The sequence below is a fragment of the Roseateles sp. Mitsp63 genome (assembly GCF_059491535.1).
Window position 1 is genome coordinate 1,788,470 of sequence record NZ_CP168509.1, and the last position, 26,332, is coordinate 1,814,801.

Below are 26,332 nucleotides of genomic sequence, written 5' to 3' on the forward strand. Positions count from 1 at the left end.
GGGCGAGCGCAGGGGCGCGTCGAGCGCGGCGCGGACGGCGGTGTCGGACGTGGCAGCCATCCCCCGTTCATCGCGCCCGCGCATGACAACAACCTGACGCGACCCCCTGGGGAAAACACGGGCCGCCGCCCATCCGGTTCACTGCTCGCGCGCTGGACCTGATCCGGGAAAACGCTCCCCCGAACTCTCCCTAGGAATGTCGTCGCAACGACAACACGGCGTCAATGGGCCGGCCTACAGTCCATCCAAGCCCGCGCCACGAGCGCCTCCCCCAGAGAGGCGACAGCGGGACACAAGGAGACGACGGTGGAGCAGACCTTCCCCCGATGGTTGCTCGCCCATGCCCGGCAGCGTCCCGACGCTCCCGCGCTGCGCGAGAAGGAGCTCGGCATCTGGCAGACGCTCAGCTGGTCGGCGCTCGCGGCGCTGGTGCGCGACCTCGCGCACGGCTTCGCCGCCGCCGGCATGACGCGCGGCCAGCACGTCGTCGTCGTCGGCGAGAACCGGCCCCGCCTCTATGCCTCGATGCTCGCGGCGCAGTCGCTGGGCGCGATCCCGGTGCCGCTCTACCAGGACGCCGTCGCCGCCGAGTTCGTCTTCCCGCTGAAGAACGCCGAGGTCGCCTACGCCGTCGTCGAGGACCAGGAGCAGGTCGACAAGCTGCTCGAGATCCGCGACCAGTGCCCCGCGCTGCGCCGCGTCTGGTTCGACGACCCGCGCGGCCTGCGCCATTACGAGGCCGAGGGCCTGGCCTCGATCGACAGCCTGTGCGGCGACGGCCGCGCCCATGCGCTGCGCCATCCGGGCTGGTTCGAGCGCGAGGTCGACGCGGGCCAGGCCGGCGACGTCGCGGCGATGTTCTTCACCTCCGGCACCACCGGCAATCCGAAGGGCGTGATCCACACGCATGCGACGCTGATCGACCGCGCGCTGGCCGGCGCGCGCTTCGACAGGCTCACGCCGCGCGAGGAGGTGCTCGCCTACCTGCCCTGCGCCTGGATCGGCCAGAACATCTTCAGCTACGCCCAGTGGCTGGCCTGCGGCTATGTCGTCAACTGCCCCGAGTCGGCCAGCACCGTCAGCATCGACCTCAAGGAGATCGGCCCGACCTACTACTTCGCGCCGCCGCGCGTCTTCGAGGGCCTGCTCACCAGCGTGATGATCCGCATGGAGGACGCGGGTGCCATCAAGCGCTGGCTGTTCGCGCGCTGCATGGCGCTCGCCAGCCGCGTCGGCCCCGCGCTGATGGACGGCCGGACGGTCGGCGCCTGGGACCGCTTCAAGTACCGGCTTGGCGACCTCGCGATCTACGGGCCGCTGCGCAACTCGCTGGGCTTCTCGCGGGTGCGCGTGGCCTACACCGCCGGCGAGGCCATCGGCCCCGATCTCTTCAGCTTCTACCGCTCGATCGGCATCAACCTCAAGCAGCTCTACGGCTCGACCGAGACCGCCGTCTTCGTCTGCCTGCAGCCCGACCATGAAGCGAAGTCCGACACCGTCGGCGTGCCCATCGGTGGCGTGGAGATCAAGCTCGCCGACAACGGCGAGATCCTGGTGCGCTCGCCGGGCCTGCTCAAGGGCTACTACAAGAATCCGGAGGCCACCGCCGAGGTGCTGGGCGCCGATGGCTGGTACCGCACCGGCGACGCGGGCTTCCTCGATGCGGGCGGCCATCTGAAGATCATCGACCGCGCCAAGGATGTCGGCCGGCTGCGCGGCGGCGCGCATGACGGCGCGATGTTCGCGCCCAAGTACGTCGAGAACAAGCTGAAGTTCTTCGCCTTCGTGAAGGAGGCGGTGGCCTTCGGCGATGGCCGCGACCGCGTCTGCGCCTTCATCAACATCGATGCCGAGGCGGTGGGCAACTGGGCCGAGCGCCGCAACCTGCCCTACGCCGGCTACACCGACCTGGCTGGCAAGCCCGAGGTCTACGCGCTGATCAAGGACTGCGTCGAGAAGGTCAACGCCGACCTCGCGCAGGACGAACGCCTGGCCGGCAGCCAGATCACGCGCTTCCTGGTGCTGCACAAGGAACTGGACGCCGACGACGGCGAGCTCACCCGCACCCGCAAGGTCCGCCGCGGCGCGATCGCCGAGAAGTACCGCGTGCTGATCGACGCGCTCTACGAGGGCCGGCGCTCGCAGTTCATCGAGACGGCGGTCCGCTTCGAGGACGGCCGCGCCGGCAAGGTCGCCGCCGACCTGCGCATCGAGGAGGCCGCCACCTTCTCCCCCACCCGGAGGGCCGCCTGATGAGCGCCATCGCCACCGCCGACGCGCCGACCCTGGCGCCGCCGCCGTCCGAGGACCGCCAGCATGGCGCCGATCCCGGCGCGCCGTCCGCCGCCGTCACGCCGGCCGCGCGGCGCCGCGTCGGCGAGGTGATCCTGGAGGTCGCCAACATCACGCTGTCCTTCGGCGGCGTGAAGGCGCTCAACGACATCAGCTTCGACGTCCGCGAGCACGAGATCCGCGCCATCATCGGCCCCAACGGCGCGGGCAAGAGCTCGATGCTGAACTGCATCAACGGCGTCTACCAGCCGCAGCAGGGCCGCGTGCTGCTGCGCGGCGAGGACATGCGCCAGCTCAGCCCGCGCATCCGGCTGCGCCGCATGGCCGAGATGGGCGTCGCGCGCACCTTCCAGAACCTGGCGCTGTTCAAGGGCATGAGCGTGCTGGACAACATCATGAGCGGCCGCAACCTGCGCATGCGCACCGGGCTGCTGGCGCAGGCGCTGCGCAACCCGTGGTGGAGTCCCGCCGAGCGCGAGGAGATCGCGCACCGCCAGCAGGTCGAGCGCATCATCGATTTCCTCGAGATCCAGGCGCATCGCAAGACGCCGGTGGGCCGGCTGCCCTACGGGCTGCAGAAGCGCGTCGACCTGGGCCGCGCGCTGGCGATGGAGCCCAAGGTGCTGCTGCTGGACGAGCCGATGGCCGGCATGAACGTCGAGGAGAAGCAGGACATGTGCCGCTTCATCCTGGACGTGAACGACGAGTTCGGCACCACCATCGTGCTGATCGAGCACGACATGGGCGTGGTGATGGACATCAGCGACCGCGTGGTGGTGCTGGACTACGGCCGCAAGATCGGCGACGGCCGGCCCGACGAGGTCCGCGCCAACGAGGACGTGATCCGCGCCTACCTCGGCGCCTCGCACTGAACCCCGCATTCAACCGGAGACGACGATGGGCTTCTTCCTCGAGACCCTGATCGGCGGCCTGATGACCGGCATGCTGTATTCGCTGGTGGCGCTGGGCTTCGTGCTGATCTTCAAGGCCAGCGGCGTCTTCAACTTCGCGCAGGGCGCGATGGTGCTGTTCGCGGCGCTGGCGATGGCGCGCTTCGCCGAGTGGATCCCGCGCTGGACCGGCCTGAGCGGCAAGCTCGCGGTCAACCTGCTGGCCTTCCTCGTGGCGATGGCGCTGATGGTGGCGGTCGCCTGGCTGGTGCAGAAGCTGGTGCTGTCGCGCCTGGTCAACCAGGAGGGCATCACGCTGCTGATGGCCACGCTGGGCATCACCTACTTCCTGGACGGCTTCGGGCAGACGCTGTTCGGCTCGGACATCTACAAGATCGACGTCGGACTGCCCAAGGACCCGGTGTTCCTGCTGGAGCAGCAGTTCCAGGGCGGCGTGATGGTCAACCAGGAGGACCTGGCCGCCGCGCTGATCGCGGCGGTGCTGGTGGCGGCGCTGTCGCTGTTCTTCCGCCACACCGGCACCGGCCGCGCGCTGCGCGCGGTGGCCGACGACCACCAGGCCGCGCAGTCGATCGGCATTCCGCTGTCGCGCATCTGGGTGATCGTGTGGAGCGTGGCCGGCTTCGTCGCGCTGGTGGCGGGAATCATCTGGGGATCGAAGCTGGGGGTGCAGTTCTCGCTGTCGCTGGTGGCGCTCAAGGCGCTGCCGGTGGTGATCCTGGGCGGCCTGACCTCGGTGCCGGGCGCGATCCTGGGCGGGCTGATCATCGGCGTGGGCGAGAAGCTCTCGGAGATCTACCTCGGGCCGCGGCTGGGCGGCGGCATCGAGATCTGGTTCGCCTACGTGCTGGCGCTGATCTTCCTGCTGCTGCGGCCGCAGGGGCTGTTCGGCGAGAAGATCATCGACCGCGTCTGAACACGCGCATGAACGCCTGAAACGGAGAACCCCATGCTCTATCGCGAGAACGGCCAGTTCAAGACCAGCTACGGCGCGGACCAGCAGATCTTCCCGATCGCGCAGGACCGCGTGGCGATGCTGCTCCTGCTGGCGCTGGCGGCCGTGGTGGTGCCGGGTCTTGCCAGCGAGTACCTGCTGCGCGCGATCCTGATCCCCTTCCTGATCCTGTCGCTGGCCGCGCTGGGCCTGAACATCCTGGTGGGCTACTGCGGCCAGATCTCGCTGGGCACCGGCGGCTTCATGGCGGTGGGCGCCTACGCGGCCTTCAACTTCCTGGTGCGCGTCGACGGCCTGCCGCTGGTCGCGGCCATCCTGCTGGGCGGGCTGTGCGCGACGGTGGTGGGCGTGCTCTTCGGCATCCCGTCGCTGCGCATCCGCGGCCTGTACCTGGCGGTGGCGACGCTGGCCGCGCAGTTCTTCTGCGACTGGGCCTTCCTGCGCATCAAGTGGCTGACGAACGACTCGTCCTCCGGCTCGGTCGGCGTGTCGGGCCTGTCGGTGCTGGGGCTGCCGATCGAGACGCCGGTGCAGAAGTACCTGTTCTGCCTGGCCTTCGTGCTGGTGTTCGGGCTGATCGCCAAGAACCTGGTGCGCGGGCACATCGGCCGCAGCTGGATGGCGATGCGCGACATGGACGTCGCCGCCGCCGTCATCGGCATCCGGCCGATGGCGGCCAAGCTCAGCGCCTTCGCCGTCAGCAGCTTCATCGTGGGCGTGGCGGGCGCGCTGTGGGCCTTCATCCACCTGGGCTCGTGGGAGCCGGCGGCGTTCTCGATCGACCGCAGCTTCCAGCTGCTGTTCATGGTCATCATCGGCGGGCTGGGCTCGATCGCCGGCGCCTTCTTCGGCGCGGCCTTCCTGGTCGTGCTGCCCATCGTGCTGGACAACCTGCCGTACTGGTTCGGCATCCCGGTCGACACCGCGCTGGCCTCGCACCTGACCACCATGATCTTCGGCGCGCTGATCGTGTTCTTCCTGATCGTCGAGCCGCATGGCCTCGCGCGGCTCTGGCAGATCGCGAAGGAGAAGCTGCGCCTGTGGCCCTTCCCGCATTGACTCCGCATTGACTCCGCACTGAATCCGCAGTCCCGCAGTCCTTCCGCTTCCGACACATTCAACAAGGCACCGCGAGTGCCACCAGGAGACAGACCGATGAAGCCGAACAAGACCTCGACGATCGCGGCGCGCGCCGCGCTGATGCTGGCCGCCGCGGCCGGCCTGCTGGGCGGCCCGGGCGCCGCGCTGGCGCAGGCGAAGGAGCAGTTCATCCCGCTGCTGGTCTACCGCACCGGCCCCTACGCGCCCAACGGCACGCCCTGGGCCAACGGCAAGCAGGACTACCTCAAGCTGATCAACGCGCGCGACGGCGGCATCAACGGCGTGAAGATCGCCTTCGAGGAATGCGAGACCGGCTACGCCACCGACAAGGGCGTCGAGTGCTACGAGCGCATGAAGGGCAAGGGCGCGTCGCTGTTCGATCCGCAGGCTACCGGCATCACCTTCGCGCTGACGGACAAGGTGCCGGCCGACAAGATCCCGCTGATCACGCTGGGCTACGGGTTGTCGGCCTCGCAGGACGGCAACGTGTTCAAGTGGAATTTCCCGATGATGGGCAGCTACTGGACCGCCGCCGACATGCTGATCCAGCACCTGGCGAAGAAGGAGGGCGGCTTCGACAAGCTCAAGGGCAGGAAGATCGCGCTGGTCTATCACGACTCGCCCTTCGGCAAGGAGCCGATCCCGCTGCTCGAGGAACGCCAGAAGATGCATGGCTTCGAGCTGGTGAAGATCCCGGTGACGGCGCCCGGCGTCGAGCAGAAGTCGGCCTGGCTGCAGGTGCGCCAGCAGCGCCCCGACTACGTGCTGCTGTGGGGCTGGGGCGTGATGAACTCGACCGCGCTGAAGGAGGCCCAGGCCACCGGCTATCCGCGCGAGAAGATGTATGGCGTCTGGTGGGCCGGCGCCGAGCCCGACGTCAAGGACGTGGGCGAGGGCGCCAAGGGCTACAACGCGCTGGCGCTCAACGGCCATGGCCAGCAGGCCAGGGTGATGCAGGACATCCTGAAGTACGTGCACGAGAAGGGCCAGGGCAGCGGGCCCAAGGACGAGGTGGGCTCGGTGCTGTACACGCGGGGCATGATCATCTCGATGCTCAGCGTGGAGGCGATCCGCCGCGCGCAGGAGCGCTTCGGCAAGGGCAAGGTCATGACCGGCGAGCAGGTCCGCTGGGGCCTGGAGAACCTGGCCATCGACCAGAAGCGGCTCGACGCGCTGGGCATCGGCACCCTGATCCGGCCGATCTCGACCTCGTGCCAGGACCACATGGGCTCGACCTGGGCCCGCGTCCACACCTGGGACGGCGGCAAGTGGAACTTCTCGTCCGACTGGCTGCAGGCCGACGAGCAGATCCTCAAGCCGATGGTGAAGGCGGCGGCGGACAAGTACGCCAATGACAAGAAGGTCAGCCGCCGCGCCCCGGCGGACTGCCAGAGCTGACCCCGCGATGCCGGAGCGCGCCATGAGCCAGATCCTTCTGAACGTCAACGGCATCGAGGTCATCTACAACCACGTGATCCTGGTGCTGAAGGGCGTCTCGATGCGCGTGCCCGAGGGGCGCATCGTGGCGCTGCTCGGCGGCAACGGCGCCGGCAAGACCACGACGCTGCGCGCGGTGAGCAACCTGCTCGCCGGCGAGCGCGGCGAGGTGACCAAGGGCTCGATCGAGCTGCGCGGCGAGCGCGTCGAGCGGCTGTCGACCTCGGCGATGGTCGATCGCGGCGTGATCCAGGTGATGGAGGGGCGGCACTGCTTCGCGCACCTGACCATCGAGGAGAACCTGCTCACCGGCGCCTACACGCGCCGCGACGGCAAGGCCGCGATCGCCCAGACGCTGGAGAAGGTCTACGCCTACTTCCCGCGGCTCAAGACGCGGCGCGGCTCGCAGGCGGCCTACACCTCCGGCGGCGAGCAGCAGATGTGCGCCATCGGCCGGGCGCTGATGGCCTGTCCGAAGATGGTGCTGCTCGACGAGCCCTCGATGGGCCTGGCGCCGCAGATCGTCGAGGAGGTGTTCGAGATCGTCCGCGACCTCAACCAGAAGGAGGGCACCACCTTCCTGCTGGCCGAGCAGAACACCAGCATGGCGCTGCGCTACGCCGACTACGGCTACATCCTGGAGAACGGCCGCGTCGTCATGGACGGCGAGGCCGCGGCGCTGCGCGACAACGAGGACGTGCGCGAGTTCTATCTCGGCATGGGCGGCGGCGACCGCAAGAGCTTCCGCGACGTCAAGAGCTACAAGCGCCGCAAGCGCTGGCTGGCCTGAGCGGCGGATGAGCGACGACTGGGTGATGACTGGGCGATGACTGGGCGGTGATCCGCCCGCTGATCCGATTCAAGGGAGACCCGTTCATGGACGACGACTTCTTCGCGCCCCCGCCGTTCAAGGCCGAGGAGGCGCTGGTGCAATTGCGCCGCGCGCTGCGCGACTTGCGCGCCCTCACCGAGCGCGGCGACACCTGGAGCTTCGAGGGCCAGGAGGTGCTCAAGCTCTCGGCCGGCGACGGCCGGATCACCGCGAAGCTGGCGAGGAAACCGGCGCGCAGCCCCGACTGGGAGACGCGCGCCTGCCGCAACGCGGCCGACGTGCGCAAGCTGCAGGACGACCTCAGGCGCCGGCTGGCGCAGTGGGCCGAAGAGTGACGCCGGACCGGCGATGAGGGGAGCTTCCATGAGGAATCCGCGATGAGCGCCGAGTTCTACGACACGCTCGAGCACCGCGACCCGGCCGCGCGCGAAGCCGCGCTGATGGCGGCGCTGCCGCGCCAGGTGGCCCATGCGCGCCAGCACACCGAGGCCTTCGGCGCGCTGCTGGCGGGCGTCGATCCCGACCAGGTCCGCACCCGGGCCGGGCTCGCGCGGCTGCCGGTGACGCGCAAGTCGGAGCTGCTGGCGCGCCAGCAGGCGGTGCGCGCCGATGGCAGCCGGACGCTGTTCGAGCCTTTCGGCGGCTTCTCGACCATCGGCTGGCGCGGCCTGCTTCGCGACAGCGGCGCGCGCCGCGTGTTCCAGTCGCCGGGCACGATCTACGAGCCCGAAGGGCGGGGCCAGGACTACTGGCGCCTCGGACGCGCGTTGCACGCGGCCGGACTGCGCGCGGGCGACCTGGTCCACAACTCGTTCAGTTATCACCTGACCCCGGCCGGCGCGATGATGGAAGGCGGCGCCGAGGCGCTGGGCTGCACCGTGTTCGCGGGCGGCGTCGGCAACACCGAGCTGCAGCTGCAGGCGATGGCCGAGCTGCGCCCGCATGCCTACATCGGCACGCCCAGCTTCCTGAAGATCCTGCTCGACAAGGCGGCGGAGCAGGGGCAGCCGCTGTCGGTGCGCAAGGCGCTGGTCAGCGGCGAGGCCTTTCCGCCCTCGCTGCGCGACTGGTGCGGCGAGCGCGGCGTCAGCGGCTTCCAGTGCTACGCGACTGCGGACCTCGGCCTGATCGCCTATGAGACGGCGGCCCGGCAGGGACTGGTGGTCGACGAGGGCGTGATCGTCGAGATCGTCCGCCCCGGCACCGGCGAGCCGGTGCCCGATGGCGAGGTGGGAGAGGTGGTCGTCACCACGCTGAACCCGGACTATCCGCTGATCCGCTTCGGCACCGGCGACCTGTCGGCCGTGCTGCCGGGCGCCTGCCCGACCGGACGGACCAACGTCCGCATCAAGGGCTGGATGGGCCGCGCCGACCAGAGCGCCAAGGTGCGCGGCATGTTCGTCCATGCCGGCCAGGTGGCCGAAGTGCTGCGGCGCTTCCCCGAGGCGCGCCGCGGCCGGCTGGTGGTCGAAGGGGAGATGGCGCAGGACCGCATGACGCTGCGGGTGGAGACCGAGGGCGCCGCCCCGGGCGGGCTGGCCGAGGGCCTGGCGGCCGCGCTGCGCGAGGTGACCAAGCTGCGCGGCGAGGTGGCGTTCGTCGCGGCCGGCGCGCTGCCCAACGACGGAAAAGTCATCGAGGACCTGCGCAAGTTCGATTGAGGCACCGGCTTACGTAGTTTCCGTAAGCCGCGGCGAGGGACGCCGACCTAGCATCCGCGCCATCACCCACACCTCCATCGAGGAAGAGACACCATGAAGAAGATCCTGCTCGCCTGTGCCGCGGCGCTGAGCGTTGGCGCCGCCTGGGCCGAATACCCGGACAAGCCGGTGACCATCGTCGTTCCGTTCGCGGCGGGCGGCCCGACCGACAAGGTCGCGCGCGATCTGGCCGAGGCGCTGCGCAAGCCGCTCAATGCCACCATCGTGATCGAGAACGTGGGTGGCGCCGGCGGCACGCTGGGCGCGACCAAGGTGTCCAAGGCGGCGCCGGACGGCTACACGCTGCTGCTGCATCACATCGGCATGTCGACCTCGCCGGCCCTGTACCGCAACCTGCAGTACAAGACCCTGGACGACTTCGAGTACCTGGGCCTGATCAACGAAGTGCCGATGACACTGATCGGCCGTCCCAGCCTGCCGGCCACCAACTACGCCGACCTGGTGAAGTGGCTGAACGCGAACAAGGGCAAGATCAACCTGGCCAACGCGGGCCTGGGCTCGGCCTCGCACCTGTGCGGCCTGCTGTACATGAGCACCATGAAGATCGACATGACCACCGTCCCGTACAAGGGCACGGGCCCGGCCATGACCGACCTGATCGGCGGCCAGGTCGACATCATGTGCGACCAGACCACCAACACCACGACGCAGATCGACGGCGGCAAGGTCAAGGCCTTCGCGGTGTCGACGCCCAAGCGCCTGGGCGGTTCGCTGGCCAAGCTGCCGACGCTGGACGAGTCCGGCCTGAAGGGCTTCAACGTGACGATCTGGCACGGCCTGTACGCGCCCAAGGGCACGCCCAAGGCGGTACTGGACAAGATCAACACCGCGCTCAAGACCGCGCTGAAGGACGCCGAGTTCCACAAGCGCGAAGAGGCGCTGGGCGCCGTGATCGTGACCGACCACCGCGTCAATCCGGCCGATCACAAGAAGTTCGTCGCCGACGAGATCGCCAAGTGGACGCCGATCATCAAGGCGGCCGGCCAATATGCCGACTGATGGCCGATTGATCGCCGATTGACGGCCGACTGATCGCCGGTTCCGGCACCGACACGCAAAACCCGCCTTCCGGCGGGTTTTTCATTTCCGCCCGAAGGCGCGGGCCGGTGCTCAGGCCGGCGAGCGGCACACCACCGCCAGCTTGTTGCCGTCCAGGTCGCGGAAGTAGGCGGCGTAGAAGTTGGGACCGTACTGCTCGCGCGGCCCGGGGCGGCCTTCATCGCGGCCGCCGCCGGCCAGCGCCGCCGCGTGCGCCGCGTCGACCTGCGCGCGGGTCGAGGCCGCCAGCGCCACCATCGTGCCGTTGCCGGCGCTCGCGTCCAGGCCGTTGAACGGCGCCACCACCCACAGCTGCGTCTCGCCGCCCTCGGGCCCGTAGCCCACCATCTCGTCGTCCGAATAGCCCGGCTTCAGGCCGAGCGGCGCGAGCGCGTCGTCGTAGAACTCCTTGGCGGCGCGGCGGTCGTTGCTGCCCAGGGTCACGTAGGTGATCATGTTCGCTCCTCTGTCATTGCGATGCGGATCCCGCATTCTCGTCAGTTCGGAGCGCGGGCTGAGCTGTTCACATCCGCATCGGGATGGTCACCGGACCGTCGTTGACCAGGCTGACCTGCATGTCGGCGCCGAACTCGCCGGTTTCGACGAGCGGATGCTGCGAGCGCGCGAAGCGCACCGCGTGCTCGTAGAGCCGCCGGCCGAGTTCGGCCGGCGCGGCGCCGGTGAAGCTGGGCCGGTTGCCGCCGCTGGTGTCGGCGGCCAGCGTGAACTGCGAGACGATCAGCAGCCCGCCGCCGACGTCCTGCACGCTGCGGTTCATCTTGCCGGCCTCGTCGCTGAAGATCCTCAGCTTGAGGATCTTGGCCAGCAGCTTCTCCGCCACCGCCTCGTCATCCCGCGGCTCGGCGCAGATCAGCACCAGCAGCCCCTGGCCGATCCGCCCGGTGCAGCGGTCGCCGACCTCGACCCGGGCCTCCTTCACGCGTTGCAGCAGCGCGATCATGCGCGTCCCTCCTCGGGTTCCTGTTGTCCCTGTTCTTCCGCCGCCGCCAGTTCGGCGAAGCGGGTCTCGACATCCACCGGCAGCAGCTGGATGCTGGCCCGCAGCCCCGGCAGCGCGCGCATCAAGGCCTGCTCGACCTCGCCGCGCAGCGCCGCGGCGCGGCCCAGCGTCCAGCGCGCCGGCACGTGCAGATGGAAGTCCACGTAGCGCAGCTGCCCCGCGGCGCGCGTCGCGACGTGGTCGAAGCGCAGCTCGGGGGATTCGAAGCGCTTGAGCACCCCGGCGATCGCCTGCTGGTCGCCGGGCTCCAGCGCCATGTCCATCAGACCGCCGGTGGAGCGCCACATCAGGTGCATCGCCTCGCGCAGGATGTTGAGCGCCACCACGATCGCCAGCAGCGGATCCAGCCAGGCCCAGCCGGTCAGCATCACGCCGATCAGGCCCGCGACGACACCGACCGAGGTCCACACGTCGGTGACCAGATGGCGCGCGTCGGCCTCGAGCGCGATCGAGCGGTGCTCGCGCGAGGCCTTCAGCATCTTCCAGGCCAGCGCCGCGTTGATCGCGGTGCTCACCAGCGACAGCGCCATGCCGATGCCCAGCTGCTCCAGCGGCTGCGGCGCGCGCAGCCGCTCGACCGCGGCCCAGCCGATGCCCAGCGCGGCGATCAGGATCAGCGCGCCCTCGAAGGCGCTGGAGAAGTACTCGGCCTTGTGGTGGCCGAAGGGGTGGTCCTCGTCGGGCGGGCGGCGGGCGATCGTCACCATCGCCAGCCCGAACAGCGCGCCGGCCAGGTTCACCCCCGATTCGAGCGCATCCGACAGCAGGCCCACCGACCCGGTCCACCACCAGGCGGCCGTCTTCAGGGCGATGGTCGCCAGCGCGACGACCACGGACAGCTTCATGTATTGCTGGACTTGCATGGCGGCGATTTTGCCGCTCCTACAATTGCCGCCGTCTTTCCCTCGGACCTCCCTCCGCACAACCCAGCCCCACTCAGCCGGACAGCACCATGAGCAACACCCCGCCCGTTCACGACGCCGACCTCAGCCACATCCCGCCGCGCGACAAGGCCGAGCTGCTGTCCCAGGCGCTGCCCTACATCCGCAAGTACCACGGCAAGACCATCGTCATCAAGTACGGCGGCAACGCGATGACCGATCCCGCGCTGCAGCAGGACTTCGCCGAGGACGTGGTGCTGCTCAAGCTGGTCGGCCTGAACCCGGTGGTGGTGCACGGCGGCGGCCCGCAGATCGAGGACGCGCTCAACAAGCTCGGCAAGAAGGGCCACTTCATCCAGGGCATGCGCGTGACCGACGAGGAGACGATGAGCGTCGTCGAATGGGTGCTCGCCGGCGAGGTGCAGCAGGACATCGTCGGCCTGATCAACGTCGCCGGCGGCAAGGCCGTGGGCCTGACCGGCCGCGACGGCGGCATGATCCGCGCCAAGAAGCTCAAGCTGATCGACAAGGACGACCCGGCCAAGGAGCATGACGTCGGCTCGGTCGGCGACATCGTCGCCATCGACCCCAGCGTCGTGAAGGCGCTGCAGGACGACCAGTTCATCCCCGTCATCAGCCCGATCGGCTTCGGCGAGAGCAACGAGAGCTACAACATCAACGCCGACGTGGTCGCCGGCAAGCTGGCCGAGGTGCTCAAGGCCGAGAAACTGGTGCTGCTGACCAACACCCCGGGCGTGCTCGACAAGCAGGGCAAGCTGCTGACCGACCTGTCGGCGCGCGAGATCGACGAGCTCTTCGCCGACGGCACGCTGTCGGGCGGCATGCTGCCCAAGATCGCGTCGGCGCTCGACGCCGCCCGCAGCGGCGTCAAGGCCGTCCACATCATCGACGGCCGCGTCCCGCACGCGATGCTGCTGGAGATCCTCTCCGAGCAGGCCTACGGCACGATGATCCGGTCGCACTGAGCCCGCGCCCCCTGAAAGGGCGCCCCTTCCCCGGAGAAATCCCCCGCGAGCCCCCTCCGAACGAGGGGGCTCGCGCGTATGCGGGAGCGCGGATTGCCTGCCTCCATGCCCTGGAGCGGGGGATTGGTCGAAGGTCATACCACTGCAAGCTGGGGATTGCCGCTGAAACACGCGACATCCCAGAATGCGCCCGGAACGGCTCCATAGCCGTGAGGGATTGCATGTCACTTTTCAGCGTCTTGATCGTCGAGGACCAGCTTCGCTTCCGCGAGGCCTTTGCCCATGCCCTCGAGAAAGCCCCCGACATCCGTCTGGTCGGCATGGCCACCGACTTGCAGCAGGGGCGGAAGATGTTCGACCAGACACGTCCCGACGTGCTGCTCGTCGACCTGGACCTGCCTGGCGGCAGCGGCATCGAACTGATCCGCCATGCCGCGCATGTCGCGCCGGAGTGCGAGGTGATGGTCATCTCGGTCTTCGGCGACGAGCAGCACGTGCTCTCGAGCATCGAGGCCGGCGCGACCGGCTATCTGCTCAAGGACTCGCTGGCGCTGGACCTGCCGGGCCAGCTGCGCTCGCTGCGCGCCGGCGGCAGCCCGATCTCCCCGGTGATCGCCCGCCGGCTGCTGCTGCGCCTGGCGCCGCAGGGCGGCGGCTCGCATCCGCGCGGCTTCGGCGATTCGGCCCCGATGCCGCTGGTCGACGAGCAGGTCGTCGCGCTGTCCGAGCAGGAATCGCGCGTGCTGCACCTGGCCGCCAAGGGCTTCACCTTCGACGAGATCGCGCAATTCATGAACGTGTCGCCGCACACGATCATGACTTACGTGAAGCGCACCTACCGCAAGCTGCAGGTGCGCTCCAAGGTCGAGGCCATCTACGAGGCGCGCCGCCTGGGCTGGCTCAGGGACTGAGCGGGGCCCGCGAAGGCGGCATACGGCGTCCGGCATCGGCGCCGGGACGCGGGCCCGGTGTGCCAGAATCGCCGCACACTTCGGCCCCTTCCATGCACACCAGCCCTTCGGACACCCCGGATTCCGCCGCTGCCAAGCCGGCGGAACTGCCACGCAAGCGGCTCAAGCCGGGCGAGCGCCGGGTGCAGATCCTGCAGACGCTGGCGAGCATGCTCGAGCAGCCCGGCGCCGAGCGCGTGACCACCGCCGCGCTGGCCGCCCGCCTGGAGGTCAGCGAAGCGGCGCTGTACCGCCACTTCGCCAGCAAGGCGCAGATGTTCGAGGGCCTCATCGAGTTCATCGAGACCAGCATCTTCTCGCTGCTCAACCAGATCGCCGAGCGCGAGACCGACGGCCTGGCCCAGGCGCAGCGCATCGTCGCGGTGCTGCTGCAGTTCGGCGAGCGCAATCCGGGCATGGCCCGCGTGATGGTCGGCGACGCGCTGGTCTACGAGAACGAGCGCCTGGTGGCACGCATGAACCAGTTCTTCGACAAGGTCGAGTCCTCGCTGCGCCAGGCGCTGCGCACGGCGGCGGAGGCCTCGGGCTCGAGCACCCCGACCGTCGAGGCCCAGGCCCAGGCCTCGGTGCTGGTGAGCTTCATTATCGGCCGGCTGCAGCGCTATGCGCGCTCCGGCTTCAAGCGCCTGCCGACCGAGCAGTTGGATGCCGCGATGCGAATGCTCGCCTGAGCATTCGCGATGCCCGGCACCAAGCCGGCGCCCGACCGCCCCCTACCGCCCCCTACACTCGGCGGCTATGTCCCAAGCCCCCGACGCCCTTGATGCCCTGCTCCGGCGCGCCGATGCGCTGCTGAGCCGCCTGGAGGCCGTGCTGCCCCAGCCCCTGACGCCGCCCGACTGGGATGCCGCCGTCGCCTTCCGCTACCGCAAGCGCGGCGCGAGCGCGCGGCTGGAGCCGGTGCGCCACCTGTCGGCGATCCGGCTGGCCGACCTCAAGGAGGTCGAGCCGCAGAAGGAGCGCCTGCTGCGCAACACGCGCCAGTTCGTGCGGGGCCAGCCGGCCAACAACGTGCTGCTGACCGGCGCCCGCGGCACCGGCAAGAGCTCGCTGATCAAGGCCTGCCTGAACGAGTTCGCCGGCCAGGGGCTGCGCCTGATCGAGGTCGACAAGGCCGACCTGGTGGACCTGCCGGACCTGGCCGACCTGGCCGCCGGCCGGCCGGAGCGCTTCGTGATCTTCTGCGACGACCTCAGCTTCGACGAGGGCGAGGCGGGCTACAAGGCGCTGAAGTCGATGCTGGACGGCTCGATCGCCGCGGCCACCGACAACCTGCTGATCTACGCGACCAGCAACCGCCGCCACCTGCTGCCCGAGCAGATGAAGGACAACCTCGGCTACACCCACTCGGAGCGGGACGGCAACGTCGAGGTGCATCCGGGCGAGGCGGTCGAGGAGAAGATCTCGTTGTCCGAGCGCTTCGGCCTGTGGATCAGCTTCTACAGCTTCAGCCAGCAGGAGTACCTGGCGATCGTCGCGCAGTGGCTGTCGCACTTCGGCCTGGACGCCGCCCGCATCGAGGCCGCGCGCCAGCCGGCGCTGGTCTGGGCGCTGGAGCGCGGTTCGCGCTCGGGCCGCGTCGCCTACCAGTTCGCCCGCGATCTGGCGGGCCGGGGAGGGGCCGCCGAAGAGGGGACCGTTCCATCGAAGGAGGGGGATGCCCCCGAGGGACTCGACCATGTCTGAACCGCAGAAGCCCAATCCGCACAGCCCCGTCGAGACCACCGACCGGGTGCCGGTCGACGTCGCCGTCGGCGTGCTGGTGCGCCGCGACCCGCAGGGCCGCGAGACCGAATTCCTGCTGACCTCGCGCCCCGAGGGCAAGGTCTACGCCGGCTACTGGGAGTTCCCCGGCGGCAAGCTGGAGGCGGGCGAGACCGTCGAGCAGGCGCTGCGGCGCGAGCTGCACGAGGAGCTCGGCATCACCATCGGTGCCGCGCAGCCCTGGAAGATCGAGCTGATGGAGTACTCGCACGCGAAGGTGCGGCTGCATTTCTGCAAGGTCCACGAATGGACCGGCGAGTTCGAGATGCGGGAAGGCCAGGCCATGAGCTGGCAGCGCCTGCCGGTGCAGGTCCAGCCGGTGCTGCCGGGCACGATCCCGGTGCTGCAGTGGTTCGCCGCGGAGCGCTTCCATGTCGGGCTCACCCATGTCGTCTGAAGGCGCGCGCACCGCCGCCGCCGCGAGCGGGGACTACACTGACGCGATGGACTGGCTGGATCAGATCAAGTGGGACCGCGACGGGCTGGTGCCCGTCATCGCCCAGGAGCAGGGCTCGAACGACATCCTGATGTTCGCGTGGATGAACCGCGAGGCGCTGGCCCGCACCGCCGAGCTCGGGCAGGCCGTGTACTGGAGCCGCTCGCGCAACCGGCTGTGGCACAAGGGCGAGGAGTCCGGCCACGTGCAGCAGGTGCACGGCATCCGGCTCGACTGCGACAACGACGTCGTGCTGCTGACCATCACGCAGCACGGCCACGAGCCCGGCATCGCCTGCCACACCGGCCGGCACAGCTGCTTCTTCCAGAAGCTCCAGGACGGGCAGTGGACCACCGTCGAGCCGGTCCTGAAGGACCCCGCCAGCATCTACAAGGCATGAGCGCCATGGGCATGACAGGCACGACAGGCATGAACGACACCTCCGCCGCGGCCCTGACGGCGCACGACGTGCTGGCGCACCTGGGCGACGTGGTCGCGCAGCGCCGCGCCGAGGGCGATCCCGACAAGAGCTACGTCGCCAAGCTGTTCGCCAAGGGCCTGGACCAGATCCTCAAGAAGGTCGGCGAGGAGGCCACCGAGGTGGTGCTCGCCGCCAAGGACGGCGCGCCCGACAAGCTGGTCTACGAAGTCGCCGACCTGTGGTTCCACTCGATCGTGGCGCTGGCGGCGCTCGACGTGCGGCCGGAGCGGGTGCTGGCCGAACTGGCCCGCCGCGAGGGCCTCTCCGGCCTCGAGGAATTCGCCAGCAGAAGCCCCAAGGAGCAGGGATGACCGATTCATTCGAACCGCAATCGCCGGCCGTGGTCCTGGATCCGGCCCGCGAGGCCAGCCTGCGCAGCGTCGGCATCGTCAGCTACGTGCTGCATGCGATCGTGGCCATCGGCGCGCTGCTGCCTGGCGTGCAGGCCAGCATCGTGCTGCTGATCGTGGCGGTGATCGTCGACCTGGTGAAGCGCGACGAGGCCGCCGGCACCTGGCAGGCCAGCCACTTCTCATGGCGGCTGCGCAGCGTGCTGTGGTGCGGCATTCTTTACGTCGTCACGATTCCGCTGTGGTTCCTCTTCGTCATTCCGGGCTGGATCGCCTGGTGCGCGATCTCGATCTGGTTCCTCTACCGCATCGTGCGCGGCTGGCTGGCGATGAACGACCGCCGGCCGATGCCGATGTGAATCCCTGGTTCCCGTCAACGGAATCCCGAACCCCTGTCCGTCGCCCGCCATCATGAGCCACGACCCCAACTGCATCTTCTGCAAGATCGTCCAGGGCCAGATCCCTGCCAGGAAGGTCTACGAGGACGACGACATCGTCGGCTTCCACGACATCCATCCCTGGGCGCCGGTGCATTTCCTGCTGATCCCCAAGCTGCACATCGCCAGCATGGTCGACCTGCAGCCGGAGCACGCGCCGCTGCTGGGCAAGATGGCCGTGCTGGTGCCGCAGCTGATGAAGGAACTGGGCGTCAGCAACGGCTTCCGCACGGTGGTGAACACCGGCGCCGACGGCGGACAGGAGGTCCCCCACCTCCACATGCATGCGGTCGGCGGCCCGCGCCCCTGGTTGAAAGGCTGAGCGCCGGCCCCATCTCGGGGGCATTCCCATGACCGGCGGCCGGCATCCGGTCACTGGCGTTCGCCCAGCGGTTGGGCTTTCGTGCTCAAGCCGCTGATGCGGGCAAGGGCAGGCATTGATCGCCGAGATGCCTGTCACGTGCGGACCTTAGAATTTCGGCTTCGACTCTGGAGAATGTCATGGGTAGTTTGAGCATCTGGCACTGGCTGATCGTGCTGGTGGTGGTGATCGCCGTGTTCGGCACCAAGAAGCTGCGCAACGTGGGTTCGGACCTGGGCGCCGCGGTGAAGGGATTCAAGGACGGCATGAAGGACGGCGGTTCGACCGACGCGCCGCCGCAGCAGGTGGCCAACGCCAACAAGGCTGCTGATCCGAACACCGTCGACGTCGACGCCAAGCAGCGTCACTGAGCGCGGCCGGCATGGTCGATTTCGGTTTCGACAAGCTGGCGCTGATCGGCGCGGTGGCGCTGGTCGTGCTCGGCCCCGAGCGTCTGCCGCGGGTGGCCCGCACCGTCGGGCACCTGCTGGGCAAGGCGCAGCGCTATGTCGCGGACGTCAAGGCGGAAGTGAACCGGTCCATCGAACTGGAGGAACTCCAGAAGATGAAGGGCCAGTTCGAGACCGCGGTCAGTGACGTGCAGGCCAGCGTGCAGCAGGGGGTGGACTCGGCCAACCAGACGCTGCAGTCGACCTGGTCCGACCTGTCCATCGACGGCACGTCGCCGGACGGCTCGATCGGCGGCTACGCCTCGCCGGTTCCCGTCTACACGCATCCGAAGAAGAACTGGCGCCTGAAGCGCGGCGCGACGCCACTCTGGTACAAGCAGCAGTCCGGCGTGCGCCGGCATGCGCAATCCGGCGCGGCCCGCGTGGCCCGCTTCCGTCCCCCTCGCCGAGCGACATGAGCCAACAAGAAGACGAACTCGCCGGCACCGAGCAGCCCTTCGTGTCCCATCTGATGGAGTTGCGCGACCGGTTGATCCGGGCGTTGCTCGCCGTGGTGGTGGCCTTCGGCCTGCTGTGCATCTGGCCGGGCACGAGCGGTCTGTTCGATCTGCTGGCCAAGCCGCTGGTGGCGCATCTGCCGCAGGGCGGATCGCTGATCGCGACCAACGTGCTGTCGCCGTTCCTGGTGCCGCTGAAGGTCACCTTGCTGGCGGGCTTCCTGCTGGCATTGCCGGTGGTGCTCTACCAGGTCTGGGCCTTCGTGGCGCCGGGCCTGTATGCGCACGAGAAGCGGCTGGTGATGCCGCTGGTGGTGTCGAGCACGCTGCTGTTCTTCGCGGGGGTGGCGTTCTGCTACTTCTTCGTGTTCGGCAAGGTCTTCACCTTCATCCAGAGCTTCGCGCCCAAGAGCATCGCCGCGACCCCCGATGTCGAGGCCTATCTCGGATTCGTGATGAACATGTTCATCGCCTTCGGAGCGGCCTTCGAGGTCCCGGTCGTGGTGGTGGTGCTGGCGCGCATGGGCATCGTCACGGTGACGCAGCTCAAGCAGTTCCGCGGCTACTTCATCGTGCTGGCTTTCGTCATCGCGGCGGTCATCACGCCGCCGGACATCGTCTCGCAGCTCGCGCTGGCGATCCCGATGTGCCTGCTGTACGAAGTCGGCCTCTGGGCCGCCGGTGCCTTCGGCCGCTATTCCCGCGCGCCGGATGCCGAGGAAGAGGGCAACGGCACGGCCGCTCCCTGACCCTCACCGGACTCCCGCTGGGCCGCGAAGCCGGCGAGCGGGAGAAGCGAGTGGAAGAAAGCAAAACGCCCGATGCATGCATCGGGCGTTTGTCATTGGAGAGGCGAAGGACCGCTTACTCGGTCTTGGCTTCCGCCTTGCGTTCCTGCGCGAGCTTGGACACCGCGACCGGCTTGCCTTGGAGCTGGTTCAGCGCCTGACGCAGCGGGAAGTCCTCGGTGCTGCCGAACTCGGGCAGCGGCTTGGCCGGCTCGCCGCGCTTGGCGTAGTCGGCTTCCAGCTTCTGGCGGCGCTCCTCGCGGATCTTCTCGAGTTCCTTGGTGCGCGCTTCCTCGCTCTTCTCGTCGCTGGCGTTGAGGTGCTTCTCCAGGTCGGCCTCGCGCATGCGCAGCTCGGCGAACACGTTGCCTTCGGCGGTTTCATCCAGCGGGATGTCCGGGACGATGCCCTTGGCCTGGATCGAGCGGCCGCTCGGCGTGTAGTAGCGGGCGGTGGTCAGCTTGACCGCCGTGTCCGGGCCGAGCTGGCGCACGGTCTGCACCGAGCCCTTGCCGAAGGTCTGCAGGCCCATCACCGTGGCGCGCTTGTGGTCCTGGAGCGCGCCGGCCACGATCTCGCTGGCCGAGGCCGAGCCCTCGTTGACCAGCACCACCATCGGCACGTTCTTGACGGCGTCGGGCAGCTTGCGCAGCGGATCGCCGGAGCCGCGGCGGGCGTAGAAGTCGGGATCGGCGCGGTAGCTGGCCTTGGACTCGGCGAGCTGGCCGTTGGTCGAGACCACTTCGACGCCCTTGGGCAGGAAGGCGGCCGAGATCGCCACGGCGCCCTCGAGCAGGCCGCCCGGGTCGTTGCGCAGGTCCAGCACGACGCCCTTGATCTTGGGGTCCTGCTTGTAGAGCTCGGCGAGCTTCAGCGCGAAGTCGTCGACGGTGCGGTCCTGGAACTGGCTGACGCGGACCCAGGCGTAGCCGGGCTCGACCATCTTGGCGCGCACGCTCTGGACGCGGATTTCCTCGCGCGTGATCGTGACGGGGAAGGTGCGGCTTTCCGACTTGCGGAAGATGGACAGCATCACCTTGGTGTTGGGTTCGCCGCGCATCTTCTTGACCGCCTGGTCGAGCGTCAGGCCGCGCACCGCGGTGTCGTCGATCTTGCTGATCAGGTCGCCGCTCTTGAGGCCGGCGCGGAAGGCGGGGCTGCCCTCGATCGGCGAGACGATCTTGACCAGGCCGTCCTCCATGCCGATCTCGATGCCGACGCCGACGAACTTGCCGGAGGTGCTCTCGCGGAATTCCTTGAAGCTCTTCTTGTCGAAGAACTGGGAGTGGGGGTCCAGGCCGCTGACCATGCCGGAGATGGCGTCGTTGATCAGCTTCTTCTCGTCGACGGGTTCGACGTAATCGGACTTCACGATCCCGAAGACGGCGGCGAGCTGCTGCAGTTCCTCGAGTGGAAGGGGGCTGGCGGTGCTGCGGGCATTGGCCTGCAGCTGCATCGTCGTCATGACACCGGCCATCGCTCCCAATGCGACCCAGCCTGCGACCTTGAGTTTGGCGCCCATGATGAAAAACCTTGAATCAGTACAGCCTCGCTGCTTGGCGCCGGATGTCCGTCCCCGTTGCGCGAGACGGAACAATGGCGTTCCCAGTATATGCGTCGGGCAAAAAGCCAGCCTGAGGCGAGACGCCGTTTTACCCCGCATTTACGCGTATCGCGTGGATTGATGGCGCTTCGCCGCCAGGTCCTGTCCGGCCTGCGATGACTTCCGGCAGGGGCAGGCCGCCGCGCGGATGCGGACGCGGCGGGTCGGTGCCATGATCGACGGACCACGCGGCGCGCGATGCGCCGATGTCGTCCGTCCACAAGGAGCAGTTCCATGGCCCTGCCGCATGCCGCCCCCGCCCAGCCGATCGACGTCGCGCCGCTTGGCGCCGCGCTGTCCACCACGCCCTCGTCCGCGCTGTTCAAGTCGCAGGGCCTGGAGGTGATGCGGCTGGTGTTGCCCGCGGGCAAGGCGATGCCGCCGCACAAGGTCGACGGCGAGATCACGATCCACTGCCTCGAAGGGGAGCTCGAGTTGAGCCTGCAGCGCGATGGCGCGGAGCAGCGTCAGCGCCTGCGGGCGGGGCAGCTCTGCTATCTGGAGGGCGGGGTGATGCACGGCGTGGCCGGCGTGGTGGACGGGTCGGCGCTGGTGACGATCGTGCTGAGGCGCTGAGGCGCTGAGGCGCTGAGGGTCGCCGAGCGGTGCCGGGGACGCGCCTCGCGGCGCGCCGGCTGGCGTTGCGGGACCGCGCGCGGCGCTGGTCCCTCCGACAGGAATCGAACCTGTATCTGCCGCTTAGGAGGCGGCCGTTCTATCCATTGAACTACGGAGAGCCCTCGGGAGGCCGGCCTCAGTGGGGCCGACCCGCGAAAGCGGCGGATTCTCGCATGGAAGCCGGGCGCGTCATTCCCACTTCCATTGCCAGATCACGTCCAGCCCCTGCTGGTACTCGTTGGCCTGGGCCCGCAGCGTGAAGCGCTGCGCGAGCTTGTACATCAGCTGCCAGGTGCCGGTCGTGGCGTTCAGCCCGCGCTCGTAGGCGACGAACACGTTGCGGCTGACCTGCTTGCCCAGCCGCACCACGGTGCCGCGCGCGTCGTCGCCTTCGCCGCTGAACGAGAGTTCGTCCAGCCCGATGTTGTGGATCAGCTTGTCGCTGGCGCTCTCGCCATCGCCGGAGATCAGCGCCATCGCGGCGCGCTGCATCAGCGCGGTGTCGCTGCGGCCGAGGTTGTCCGGCGAGCGGCCCAGCACCAGCCATGACAGCTTGTTGGTCTCGCTCATGTCCGGCTCGGAGTACAGGCGGATGCGCGGGCTGGCGGCGGTGCCGGTCACCGTCACGCCCACGCGCACGCTCTCGTTCTCCATGCCGGGCCGGATGGCGAGCACGTCCAGGCGCGGGTTGTCGAGCGGACCGACGAAGCTGAACACGCCCCGCTCGACCACCAGTTTCTGGCCGTAGGCGTTGAAGGTGCCGCCCTCGCTGCGGACCTCGCCGGTCATCTGCGGGCGCGGCTGGCCGTCCTGCGCCAGGTGCAGCAGGCCGCGCAGCCGCGTGTCGATGCCGTAGCCCTTGAGCTGCAGCCGTCTGCCCAGGTCCAGGTCCAGGTCGAGCTTGAGCCGCATCGGCTTGCCGCTGCCGTCGACGGCCTTGGGCGGCGCGCTCTGGCGCACCACCTGCACGTCGCTGTCGAGCTGCGGCGCGTCGCCGCGCGAGAAGTCGAACAGCCCCTCGACGACGACGAACTGGCCGTTCAGGTCGAGCAGCTGCGCCGAGGCCTTGAGCTGCGCGGCGCCGGTCGCGACGATGCGCCGGTCCACCCGCTGCAGCAGCGCGAAGGTGTCGGCCTTCAGCGCCAGTTCCGCGCTGGGCTGGGCGCCGAAATGCAGCGTCCCGTCCATGCTGACCGTGCCGTTGCCGGCGCGGGCGGTGAACTTCTCTAGCCGCGCCTCGCGGCCGCTCATCGTCAGCGCGAGTTCGCCCTGCTGCATGTCCACGCCCAGCAGCGGATTGCGCAGCGAGAGCTTCTGCGCGCCGGCCTGGCCGCGGATCTCGGGCGCGCCCAGCGTGCCGGAGAGGTTCAGCGTCGCCGCCAGGCTGCCGCCCGCGCGCCAGCCGGCCGGCAGCCAGGGGCCCCAGTTGCCGATGTTGTCGACCTTGGCCTCGATGCCGCCTTCCAGCCTGGCCTCCGGCGCCGGCAGCGCGTGCGCGTTGGCCGCGCGGAAGGTCACCGCGCCGCCGACCGCGCCCATGTTCTCGCCGGCCACGCCCTGCACCAGGTGCCAGACGCCCTGGTCCGCGATCACGCCCAGGCGCAGGTCGGTCAGGCCCAGGCGCTGGGTGCTGACTTCGTCGGTCACGGTCAGGTCGCCGCGGGTGCGCTCGAGCATCGCGTCCAGCGTCAGGCCGCGCGCATCGCGGCGCGACTTCAACCGGCCCTCGATCTGCAGGTCGCCGCCCCAGCCGAAGTCCGGCTGCAGCTTGCTCAGCACCGGCGCCGCGGCCAGCGGCTCCAGCACCGCCTGCACGTCCCATTCGCCCGAGGCAAGGGCCGGCAGCGTCGAGGTCTGCCACATCAGGCGGTCCCAGCGCAGGCCCGCGCCCAGCACTTCCATCCGGCCCGGCGCGAGCGTCGCCTGCCGCGGCGACAGGCCCGGATCGAGCCGCAGCGCCAGCGCCAGCGGGCCCGCCTTGAGCAGCGGCGTGGGCTGCTGGCTGGCCTCCAGGGCGAGCGTCAGCCCGCGCGCCTGCCAGAGTCCGCCCTGGCGCCAGGCCTGCAGCGGATCGGTCTCCAGCGCGCCGTCCAGCGCCAGGCGCGCCCGCGCGCCCTGCGGGTCCAGCGGCACGGTCTGCGCGCCGGGCAGGGTGGGCGCGCTCGCCGCCTGCGCGCGCGCGACGACCTTGGTCGCCGCCGGCTGCGTCAGCACCGGCGGCAGCGGCACCTGGCCCTGCGCCGACACCGTCAGCTTGTGCTGGGCCCAGCTGCCGCCGAGGTCGACCTGGACCTCGTCGATCCGCGTGCTCTGCTGCGGCAGCCGCAGGCCGCGGAGCTGCGTCGTCCAGGCGAGCCTGGCGTCGCGCAGGCTGGACAGCGTCCACTGGCCGGCGGCGTTCTCGAGCTGCAGCGCCGGGCGGCTGCCGCCGTTGGCCGGCAGTCCCGGCACGCCGGACAGCGCCAGTCCCTGCACCTGCCACTTGCCATCGCTGCCGTACTGCGCCTGACGGGCGCCGGGCTGGATCAGCACGACGGTCGCCTGCGCCTGGGCCGCGCCCGCGATGGTGGCCTGCGGGAACTGGGCGCGCAGCATCGGCTGCAGGCTGGCGAGCTTGGGCGCGTTGAACTCGATCGAGAGGTCGACCTGTTCGCGCCGGGCCGCGGCGTTGATGCGGCTGCGCGCCTGCAGCGTCGCGTCGGCCAGGCGCAGATCGGCCAGCAGGTCCGGCGCTGCCGAGCCGTTGCGGGCATAGCGCACCTGGCCGCTGAGCGGCAGGCCCTGCCATTGACTGGGCTGCAGGTCGAGCTCGGCCTTGCCCTGCGGCCACAGGCTGCCGCGCACCGATTGCAGCGCGGCCCGCAGGCGGCCGTTGAGCGCTTGCGGCAGTGCGCCATCGGGCACCGGCGCGGCGCTCAGCCGGCGCGGATCCAGGCCCTGCACCGACGCTTCCAGCTTCGTCTTCCAGCCCTCGGCGAGGCTGAGCGCCTGGTTGAGCGTGAACTCGCCCTCGGCCTTCAGCGTGGCCGGACCGGAGCGCGCCTGCAGCCGCCGCAGCTCGATCGACTGGGTGCGCAGCTCGGCGGCGAGCGCGATCTCCAGCGGCGCCTGCAACCGGCCCTGGCCGAGCTGTCCGGCGAGCTCGCCCTCGACCTGCAGCGACTGGTCGGCCGAAGCCTTCGAGAGGCTGGCCTTGGTGCTGAGCTTGAGTTCGCCGCGCGCCTGGACCAGCGGCCAGCGCGCGTCGATCTGGCGGCTGTCCAGGCCGGTCAGGCGCAGCGTGAGCACGCTGCCCTCGGCCTGGCTGGTCTGGCCGACCGCCTGCAGCCGCCCGCCGCCGGCCAGGCGCGCGTCCAGCCGCGGGAGCCGCAGCCGGGTCCAGTTCGCGGGATCGAGCAGCAGGTCCAGCTGCAGCTCGCGCAGCGGCAGCCGGTCCTGGTCGAGCCGGCCGGCGCCGCCGTTGTCCAGGTCGGCCTTGACGCTGAGCGAGCGGTCCGCGTTGGGCGTCATCGTGACCTGGCCGGTCAGGCCGGTGCGGGGCACGCCCTCGGTGCCGGGGAGCAGCGCGGCGAGATCCAGGTCCTTAGCCTGCGTCTGCAGCTGCGCGAGCGGGAAGGGCGCGAACGGCTTGAGCCGGGCCTGCACCTGCAGGCGCTGCTTCGCCGCCTCGAGGGAGCCCTTCAGCGACAGGTCCGACAGCGGGCCGTCGAGCTGGAATGGCGCGGTCCAGGGCAGCTCGCCGGCGGGCTGGCTCAGCGTCCAGCGGCTGGCCAGCCGGAGGTCGCCCTGCGTCGCGATGCGGGCCTCGCCGGCCAGGGTCAGCTGTTGCCAGCCGAGCGACTTCACCGTCAGCGCATGCAGCTTGCCGCCGTCCGTGCCCAGCGAGGCGCTGCCGCGCAGCCCGCGCAGCGGCTGGTCGAGGCCGGGGGCGAAGATCTCGCCGATCTCGAGATCGCCGATCGTCAGCGCGACCGGTGACAGCAGGCTGGTAGGCGGCTTCAGCGGCTCGGAGGGGGCGCTGGGCGCGACCTGCACCCGCAGCCGCGCGACGGCGAGCCGGTCCGCCCGCACCTCGCCCCACAGCAGCGGCGAGCGGTTCCAGCCCAGGCGCACGCCGCGCCACTGCAGCTGCTCGAGCACCAGGCGGTCCTCGCTGCCCGGCAGGATCAGCTCGGCGCGGTCGACGTCGAAATCGCCGAGCAGGCTGCCGCGGGCGTTGTGCAGCGACAGGCCGGGGACCTTGGCCAGCACGTAGGCGGTGCCGCCCTCGGTCTTGAGCGCCCAGGTCAGCGCCAGCAGCAGCGCGCCGGCGAGCACCGGGATCGCGAGCAGCGCCCAGAGCAGGCCGCGCGCGCGGCGGCGCCGGCGCGGCGCGGTGGCCGCCGGGGGCGCCGCGTCCGGGGAAGCGGCGGAGGGGAGATCGTCGCGCGGGTCGCTCATC

27 protein-coding genes and 1 tRNA gene are annotated in these 26,332 nt (G+C 69.8%); 22 read left to right on the forward strand and 6 right to left on the reverse strand.

Going from position 1 to position 26,332, the window contains the following annotated elements:
* Positions 1-306 precede the first annotated feature (306 nt).
* From ACEN96_RS07830 to ACEN96_RS07870, 9 genes are all read left to right on the forward strand, one after another.
* Complete coding sequence (locus ACEN96_RS07830; protein ID WP_495587468.1) at positions 307-2,253, forward strand: AMP-dependent synthetase/ligase; 1,947 nt, start codon at positions 307-309, stop codon at positions 2,251-2,253.
* Positions 2,253-3,164 carry an ABC transporter ATP-binding protein gene (locus tag ACEN96_RS07835; RefSeq protein WP_495587469.1) on the forward strand — a complete coding sequence of 304 codons (912 nt, stop codon included), beginning with the start codon at positions 2,253-2,255 and terminating at the stop codon, positions 3,162-3,164. Before ACEN96_RS07830 ends, ACEN96_RS07835 begins: the two co-directional genes overlap by 1 nt.
* A gap of 25 nt (positions 3,165-3,189) precedes the next feature.
* The gene (locus ACEN96_RS07840; RefSeq protein ID WP_495587470.1) at positions 3,190-4,119 is read left to right on the forward strand and encodes a branched-chain amino acid ABC transporter permease; all 930 of its coding nucleotides are present in this window, start codon (positions 3,190-3,192) and stop codon (positions 4,117-4,119) included.
* Between the two features lie 33 nt (positions 4,120-4,152).
* Positions 4,153-5,217, forward strand: coding sequence for a branched-chain amino acid ABC transporter permease (locus ACEN96_RS07845; protein ID WP_495587471.1), 1,065 nt, complete (start codon positions 4,153-4,155; stop codon positions 5,215-5,217).
* Positions 5,218-5,313: 96 nt separating this feature from the next.
* Entirely contained in the window at positions 5,314-6,657 is a 1,344-nt protein-coding gene (locus ACEN96_RS07850; RefSeq protein ID WP_495587472.1) for an ABC transporter substrate-binding protein, read from the forward strand.
* A 22-nt stretch (positions 6,658-6,679) separates the two neighbouring features.
* Complete coding sequence (locus tag ACEN96_RS07855) at positions 6,680-7,486, forward strand: ABC transporter ATP-binding protein (RefSeq protein WP_495587473.1); 807 nt, start codon at positions 6,680-6,682, stop codon at positions 7,484-7,486.
* Between the two features lie 86 nt (positions 7,487-7,572).
* Positions 7,573-7,863, forward strand: coding sequence for a hypothetical protein (locus ACEN96_RS07860; protein WP_495587474.1), 291 nt, complete (start codon positions 7,573-7,575; stop codon positions 7,861-7,863).
* Between the two features lie 42 nt (positions 7,864-7,905).
* Positions 7,906-9,189 (forward strand): phenylacetate--CoA ligase family protein, encoded by a 1,284-nt coding sequence (locus ACEN96_RS07865; protein WP_495587475.1) that lies wholly within the window; start codon positions 7,906-7,908, stop codon positions 9,187-9,189.
* A gap of 93 nt (positions 9,190-9,282) precedes the next feature.
* On the forward strand, positions 9,283-10,248 hold the full coding sequence (locus tag ACEN96_RS07870) for a tripartite tricarboxylate transporter substrate-binding protein (RefSeq protein ID WP_495587476.1): 966 nt from the start codon (positions 9,283-9,285) through the stop codon (positions 10,246-10,248).
* Positions 10,249-10,359: 111 nt separating this feature from the next.
* Here ACEN96_RS07870 and ACEN96_RS07875 read toward each other — a convergent pair whose 3' ends face one another.
* The 3 genes from ACEN96_RS07875 to ACEN96_RS07885 form a co-directional block, all read right to left on the reverse strand.
* On the reverse strand, positions 10,360-10,743 hold the full coding sequence (locus ACEN96_RS07875; RefSeq protein WP_495587477.1) for a VOC family protein: 384 nt from the start codon (positions 10,741-10,743) through the stop codon (positions 10,360-10,362).
* 67 nt (positions 10,744-10,810) lie between these two features.
* Positions 10,811-11,248, reverse strand: coding sequence for a D-aminoacyl-tRNA deacylase (gene dtd, locus ACEN96_RS07880; protein WP_495587478.1), 438 nt, complete (start codon positions 11,246-11,248; stop codon positions 10,811-10,813).
* On the reverse strand, positions 11,245-12,171 hold the full coding sequence (locus ACEN96_RS07885; RefSeq protein ID WP_495587479.1) for a cation diffusion facilitator family transporter: 927 nt from the start codon (positions 12,169-12,171) through the stop codon (positions 11,245-11,247). The genes dtd and ACEN96_RS07885 overlap by 4 nt, the downstream gene beginning before the upstream one ends.
* 89 nt (positions 12,172-12,260) lie before the next feature.
* Here ACEN96_RS07885 and argB point away from each other — a divergent pair, with 89 nt between their 5' ends.
* From argB to tatC, 12 genes are all read left to right on the forward strand, one after another.
* Positions 12,261-13,175: an acetylglutamate kinase gene (gene argB, locus ACEN96_RS07890; RefSeq protein ID WP_091725796.1), complete on the forward strand. Its 915-nt coding sequence runs from the start codon at positions 12,261-12,263 to the stop codon at positions 13,173-13,175.
* 221 nt (positions 13,176-13,396) lie between these two features.
* Positions 13,397-14,086: a response regulator gene (locus tag ACEN96_RS07895; protein ID WP_495587480.1), complete on the forward strand. Its 690-nt coding sequence runs from the start codon at positions 13,397-13,399 to the stop codon at positions 14,084-14,086.
* Between the two features lie 92 nt (positions 14,087-14,178).
* On the forward strand, positions 14,179-14,817 hold the full coding sequence (gene slmA, locus ACEN96_RS07900; protein ID WP_343638781.1) for a nucleoid occlusion factor SlmA: 639 nt from the start codon (positions 14,179-14,181) through the stop codon (positions 14,815-14,817).
* A gap of 67 nt (positions 14,818-14,884) precedes the next feature.
* Positions 14,885-15,832: an ATP-binding protein gene (locus tag ACEN96_RS07905; protein ID WP_495587481.1), complete on the forward strand. Its 948-nt coding sequence runs from the start codon at positions 14,885-14,887 to the stop codon at positions 15,830-15,832.
* Entirely contained in the window at positions 15,825-16,307 is a 483-nt protein-coding gene (locus tag ACEN96_RS07910; protein ID WP_495587482.1) for an NUDIX domain-containing protein, read from the forward strand. The genes ACEN96_RS07905 and ACEN96_RS07910 overlap by 8 nt, the downstream gene beginning before the upstream one ends.
* Positions 16,308-16,353: 46 nt before the next feature.
* Positions 16,354-16,746 carry a phosphoribosyl-AMP cyclohydrolase gene (gene hisI / locus ACEN96_RS07915; protein ID WP_495588576.1) on the forward strand — a complete coding sequence of 131 codons (393 nt, stop codon included), beginning with the start codon at positions 16,354-16,356 and terminating at the stop codon, positions 16,744-16,746.
* A gap of 29 nt (positions 16,747-16,775) precedes the next feature.
* The gene (locus ACEN96_RS07920; RefSeq protein WP_495587483.1) at positions 16,776-17,138 is read left to right on the forward strand and encodes a phosphoribosyl-ATP diphosphatase; all 363 of its coding nucleotides are present in this window, start codon (positions 16,776-16,778) and stop codon (positions 17,136-17,138) included.
* A complete protein-coding gene (locus ACEN96_RS07925) occupies positions 17,135-17,536 on the forward strand; it encodes a DUF4870 family protein (RefSeq protein ID WP_495587484.1) in 402 nt (133 codons plus the stop codon). Before ACEN96_RS07920 ends, ACEN96_RS07925 begins: the two co-directional genes overlap by 4 nt.
* A gap of 52 nt (positions 17,537-17,588) precedes the next feature.
* A complete protein-coding gene (locus ACEN96_RS07930) occupies positions 17,589-17,936 on the forward strand; it encodes a histidine triad nucleotide-binding protein (RefSeq protein WP_495587485.1) in 348 nt (115 codons plus the stop codon).
* Between the two features lie 179 nt (positions 17,937-18,115).
* On the forward strand, positions 18,116-18,346 hold the full coding sequence (gene tatA, locus ACEN96_RS07935) for a Sec-independent protein translocase subunit TatA (protein ID WP_495587486.1): 231 nt from the start codon (positions 18,116-18,118) through the stop codon (positions 18,344-18,346).
* An 11-nt stretch (positions 18,347-18,357) separates the two neighbouring features.
* Positions 18,358-18,843, forward strand: a complete 486-nt coding sequence (gene tatB / locus ACEN96_RS07940) for a Sec-independent protein translocase protein TatB (RefSeq protein WP_495587487.1) — start codon at positions 18,358-18,360, stop codon at positions 18,841-18,843.
* A complete protein-coding gene (gene tatC, locus ACEN96_RS07945) occupies positions 18,840-19,631 on the forward strand; it encodes a twin-arginine translocase subunit TatC (protein WP_495587488.1) in 792 nt (263 codons plus the stop codon). The genes tatB and tatC overlap by 4 nt, the downstream gene beginning before the upstream one ends.
* A gap of 115 nt (positions 19,632-19,746) precedes the next feature.
* Here tatC and ACEN96_RS07950 read toward each other — a convergent pair whose 3' ends face one another.
* Positions 19,747-21,192: a S41 family peptidase gene (locus ACEN96_RS07950; RefSeq protein WP_495587489.1), complete on the reverse strand. Its 1,446-nt coding sequence runs from the start codon at positions 21,190-21,192 to the stop codon at positions 19,747-19,749.
* 315 nt (positions 21,193-21,507) lie between these two features.
* Between ACEN96_RS07950 and ACEN96_RS07955 the strand changes: the two genes are divergently transcribed.
* The gene (locus ACEN96_RS07955; protein ID WP_495587490.1) at positions 21,508-21,849 is read left to right on the forward strand and encodes a cupin domain-containing protein; all 342 of its coding nucleotides are present in this window, start codon (positions 21,508-21,510) and stop codon (positions 21,847-21,849) included.
* Positions 21,850-21,935: 86 nt separating this feature from the next.
* Here ACEN96_RS07955 and ACEN96_RS07960 read toward each other — a convergent pair.
* Positions 21,936-22,010, reverse strand: a tRNA-Arg gene (locus ACEN96_RS07960).
* A 70-nt stretch (positions 22,011-22,080) separates the two neighbouring features.
* A complete protein-coding gene (locus ACEN96_RS07965; protein ID WP_495587491.1) occupies positions 22,081-26,331 on the reverse strand; it encodes a translocation/assembly module TamB domain-containing protein in 4,251 nt (1,416 codons plus the stop codon).
* Position 26,332: the final 1 nt, after the last annotated feature.

Bases quoted from the DNA above. Each gene is read 5' to 3' on its own strand.
- dtd (WP_495587478.1), bottom strand. From the start codon at position 11,248: ATGATCGCGCTGCTGCAACGCGTGAAGGAGGCCCGGGTCGAGGTCGGC.
- ACEN96_RS07840 (WP_495587470.1), top strand. From the start codon at position 3,190: ATGGGCTTCTTCCTCGAGACCCTGATCGGCGGCCTGATGACCGGCATG.
- ACEN96_RS07845 (WP_495587471.1), top strand. From the start codon at position 4,153: ATGCTCTATCGCGAGAACGGCCAGTTCAAGACCAGCTACGGCGCGGAC.
- ACEN96_RS07875 (WP_495587477.1), bottom strand. From the start codon at position 10,743: ATGATCACCTACGTGACCCTGGGCAGCAACGACCGCCGCGCCGCCAAG.
- ACEN96_RS07905 (WP_495587481.1), top strand. From the start codon at position 14,885: ATGTCCCAAGCCCCCGACGCCCTTGATGCCCTGCTCCGGCGCGCCGAT.
- ACEN96_RS07835 (WP_495587469.1), top strand. From the start codon at position 2,253: ATGAGCGCCATCGCCACCGCCGACGCGCCGACCCTGGCGCCGCCGCCG.
- ACEN96_RS07885 (WP_495587479.1), bottom strand. From the start codon at position 12,171: ATGCAAGTCCAGCAATACATGAAGCTGTCCGTGGTCGTCGCGCTGGCG.
- ACEN96_RS07895 (WP_495587480.1), top strand. From the start codon at position 13,397: ATGTCACTTTTCAGCGTCTTGATCGTCGAGGACCAGCTTCGCTTCCGC.
- ACEN96_RS07930 (WP_495587485.1), top strand. From the start codon at position 17,589: ATGAGCCACGACCCCAACTGCATCTTCTGCAAGATCGTCCAGGGCCAG.
- tatB (WP_495587487.1), top strand. From the start codon at position 18,358: ATGGTCGATTTCGGTTTCGACAAGCTGGCGCTGATCGGCGCGGTGGCG.
- tatA (WP_495587486.1), top strand. From the start codon at position 18,116: ATGGGTAGTTTGAGCATCTGGCACTGGCTGATCGTGCTGGTGGTGGTG.
- slmA (WP_343638781.1), top strand. From the start codon at position 14,179: ATGCACACCAGCCCTTCGGACACCCCGGATTCCGCCGCTGCCAAGCCG.
- ACEN96_RS07965 (WP_495587491.1), bottom strand. From the start codon at position 26,331: ATGAGCGACCCGCGCGACGATCTCCCCTCCGCCGCTTCCCCGGACGCG.
- ACEN96_RS07860 (WP_495587474.1), top strand. From the start codon at position 7,573: ATGGACGACGACTTCTTCGCGCCCCCGCCGTTCAAGGCCGAGGAGGCG.
- ACEN96_RS07850 (WP_495587472.1), top strand. From the start codon at position 5,314: ATGAAGCCGAACAAGACCTCGACGATCGCGGCGCGCGCCGCGCTGATG.
- ACEN96_RS07955 (WP_495587490.1), top strand. From the start codon at position 21,508: ATGGCCCTGCCGCATGCCGCCCCCGCCCAGCCGATCGACGTCGCGCCG.
- ACEN96_RS07920 (WP_495587483.1), top strand. From the start codon at position 16,776: ATGAACGACACCTCCGCCGCGGCCCTGACGGCGCACGACGTGCTGGCG.
- tatC (WP_495587488.1), top strand. From the start codon at position 18,840: ATGAGCCAACAAGAAGACGAACTCGCCGGCACCGAGCAGCCCTTCGTG.
- ACEN96_RS07865 (WP_495587475.1), top strand. From the start codon at position 7,906: ATGAGCGCCGAGTTCTACGACACGCTCGAGCACCGCGACCCGGCCGCG.
- argB (WP_091725796.1), top strand. From the start codon at position 12,261: ATGAGCAACACCCCGCCCGTTCACGACGCCGACCTCAGCCACATCCCG.
- ACEN96_RS07925 (WP_495587484.1), top strand. From the start codon at position 17,135: ATGACCGATTCATTCGAACCGCAATCGCCGGCCGTGGTCCTGGATCCG.
- ACEN96_RS07910 (WP_495587482.1), top strand. From the start codon at position 15,825: ATGTCTGAACCGCAGAAGCCCAATCCGCACAGCCCCGTCGAGACCACC.
- ACEN96_RS07950 (WP_495587489.1), bottom strand. From the start codon at position 21,192: ATGGGCGCCAAACTCAAGGTCGCAGGCTGGGTCGCATTGGGAGCGATG.
- hisI (WP_495588576.1), top strand. From the start codon at position 16,354: ATGGACTGGCTGGATCAGATCAAGTGGGACCGCGACGGGCTGGTGCCC.
- ACEN96_RS07870 (WP_495587476.1), top strand. From the start codon at position 9,283: ATGAAGAAGATCCTGCTCGCCTGTGCCGCGGCGCTGAGCGTTGGCGCC.
- ACEN96_RS07855 (WP_495587473.1), top strand. From the start codon at position 6,680: ATGAGCCAGATCCTTCTGAACGTCAACGGCATCGAGGTCATCTACAAC.